Raw genomic sequence first — 2,732 nt, 5'->3', positions numbered from 1 at the left:
CGTCCTGCAGAACTACGAGGTCGCGAGAGGATGAAAAAGGCTCCCCCAAGGTGGACAGCAGCGTCGCGACGGCGATGATACCTGCGAGCACCCATCGTTCTCGGCCTAGGAGCCGACCTCTCATCATGTGGAATGCGCAGTAGCCGATGACCGCGATCATGAGGGTGAACGCGACGATCTGGAGGGAAAGGAATCGATACAGATGCGCATGCGTGATCAGCATCGCTAGTTCCCACGTCAGCAGGATCGTCGACGTGACGGCGAGCAAGGCGAGTTGCAATGCCCGTTCGAAGCGAGCAGCGGTCGTCACCGCAGTACCGACGTTGAGGATCGAGGTCTGCTTCGCCGTATCCGCGCTCGACAGGCGCATCGCCTCGGGCACCCACTGAAGGGAGATCCTCGTGCCGATACCAGGGCGCGAATCCACATATGCCCGGCCGCCTACGCTCTCCATGCGGCCGATAATCGAGAGTGTCAAACCCTGGCCGGACACGGCTTCATCTGGTGCGAAGCCCCGGCCCTCATCGATCACCTCGACGAGTACTCCCTGGCCGAACCGTACGAGATGAATCGAGGCGCTATCCACGCCCGCGTGACGTTCAACGTTTGCCAACGCCTCGGATATGCTCCCGCAGATCGCAGCGGCAGGATCCGGAGGCACCAGGACCGGCGAATCCGATGGCGCACTGATACGGACCGACGTCAGAGGCGCACGTTGCGCCTCCCGATGGATCAACTCTCGAAGATCCACCGACCCTGGTCGATAGCGGCGCTGGCCGATGAGCACCTTCACATCGCGACGGGCCTGCTCCGACAGCCATTCCCGCCGCGTATCCGCCATCCCGGCGCTGACAAGCAGCAACGTGGTCGCTGCGGTGTCGTGGAGTGCAGCGAGGTATTCGCGTTCCTCGGCACGCCTGGCCGCGGCGACAGCTTGCTGACATCTCAGGAGCTCGTCACGCTGTCGTTCGACATCCGCGAGCCGGCCTCCGCGCTTCAGCAACACCCAGAGACATCGTGAAAGCACTGCTTCGACGATCAGCCATGGCGCTCTGAGCCAGACCGCGGCATCTATCGGGTAAGGGAGCGTGGACAGTCCTAACAAATAGGCGGCCGTGATGAGCAAGGTCGCGACTGCGCCTCCGGCAGGGGTGGTGTGCCATTGATAGACGATCACAGCGATGGACGCGCTCGTCTGAACCCACCCCGCGCCGCTCATCATGATGCCAGCCGATACGGTCATAGCCTGGCTCAGACAGAATGCGGCGGTCAGGACGACGTCCAAGACAAAGAGCCAGCTCTTTCTCGGCCCAATCAGATTGGCATAGTAGATGATGCAGCCGATCACTGCCGCGACTACCGCCACGAACGTTAGGACAGGGCTTGCATGGGAGCCGGCGATCAGTTCCAGAGCTCCGGAAACGGCGACCGCCGCAACCCGTGCATTGGCTGCCTGACGACGACCGAGTGCCTGCAGCGCCTGTTCGGCTGGCCCTTCCGCATCATTGACGAGGGAGAAGAACATGCACGGCGCTTTCTTACGTGAAAATAGAGCCTGACTGCCGCGAAAATCCCGCACAGTGTGACGCCGGTAGAGCCGAAACGTGGCGTGCTCCCTCGCGTATTCCGACATCTTTGACACCCACTGTGGACCGCGGAGGAATAATGTGCAATGGGCCAAAGGTGGAACATTTCGTGTGTGCACCGGCGACGTTCCCTGTGGTCTCTGGGCTCGGTGGAGAACTGCGTCAGGGCGCGTGCACAAGTAGCCTCGAGATTACCAATAATTCGCAAGGTGAGTCCGTACCCGTAGCAGCCCACTGTCGCACGTTGGGCGTGAAGCTGCCTTCGCGACGAGCATGAGCTGATGGCCCGACTCCTATTGACAAACCGAGCTATTGCTAGCGGTGCGGCGAGCGACGTCGGCCACTGATCCGATTGGCGGAGTTCAAAGCTGAGCCAGTCGACATCCTTGACGGCACCCTCATCCTCATCGACCGGCTGGCCGACGAGAAGCCGTACTACTCCGGCAAGCATCACCGACACGGGAGGAATATCCAGATTCCCACCGATCGCCCAGGCCAGGGCGTGGGCGAGCATCGCCAGAGCGATGTGGCGGTGTCAGGCGTCATAGCGCCGGACCTGATCGTGGTCCACCGGTCTCGTTCTTGACGGCGTGGAAGCGCTCCTCGATGGCCGAGCCGGTTCCGGCGATGGCGATGGGGTCCCAGCGTGGTGCCGACCGGGGCGTGGCACAGATAGCAGGCCGGCTCCAGCTCGCCTTTGGCGTTGGGGTCAGCCGCGGCGGACCAGCAGCCGGCGCCGGCAGCCGGGCTCGGCCTGCAAGCGCACGGTGGCCGGCGCCCAGCCATACACCGGCGGTCCTTTGGCGCCCTGGCCGGCAGGAGCGCCGCTTCCACACCTCGGGCGGGGCCTGGGCGTGGCGGTGCGGCGCGGATCTGCCCCCTGCCGTGGACTGAGTGTGCTGCCACGACCGGATAAGGACTTCGCCCGATGCGACTGCTTGCAGATTGGCTGAGAGTGGGAGGTCCGACGCCTTGGTTGCCGCAGGCATGACATCTCGGAGCTGCTATGCAAGCGATTTACATGCACGGAACGGGTGGCCCGGAGGTTTTGCGCGAAGCCTATGTGGACACTCCCGTCCCAGGATCGGACCAGCTGCTGATAAAGTGAACCGCGCCGAGTTTCGTGGAGGCCGGGTTAGCTGGCTG

The 2,732-nt window shown here is 63.2% G+C and carries 1 protein-coding gene and 1 pseudogene; one reads left to right on the top strand and one right to left on the bottom strand.

The genetic code is table 11. The annotated features are described in order from the left end of the window. The coding region (locus tag BSB02_RS39075) for a sensor histidine kinase (RefSeq protein ID WP_206185141.1) at positions 1 to 1,525 on the bottom strand (1,525 nt) is incomplete at its 3' end. A 443-nt stretch (positions 1,526 to 1,968) separates the two neighbouring features. On the opposite strand from BSB02_RS39075, the pseudogene BSB02_RS42825 reads away from it, so the two are divergent. Continuing rightward, a pseudogene (locus BSB02_RS42825) lies at positions 1,969 to 2,085 on the top strand (IS5/IS1182 family transposase); the annotation flags it as partial. Between the last annotated feature and the right edge of the window lie 647 nt (positions 2,086 to 2,732).

The organism is Thermoactinospora rubra (genome assembly GCF_002093975.1).
Lineage (GTDB): Bacteria > Actinomycetota > Actinomycetes > Streptosporangiales > Streptosporangiaceae > Nonomuraea > Nonomuraea rubra_A.
Note: the sequence above shows the minus strand (reverse complement) of the source record. Positions and strands in the feature narration are given on the sequence as shown.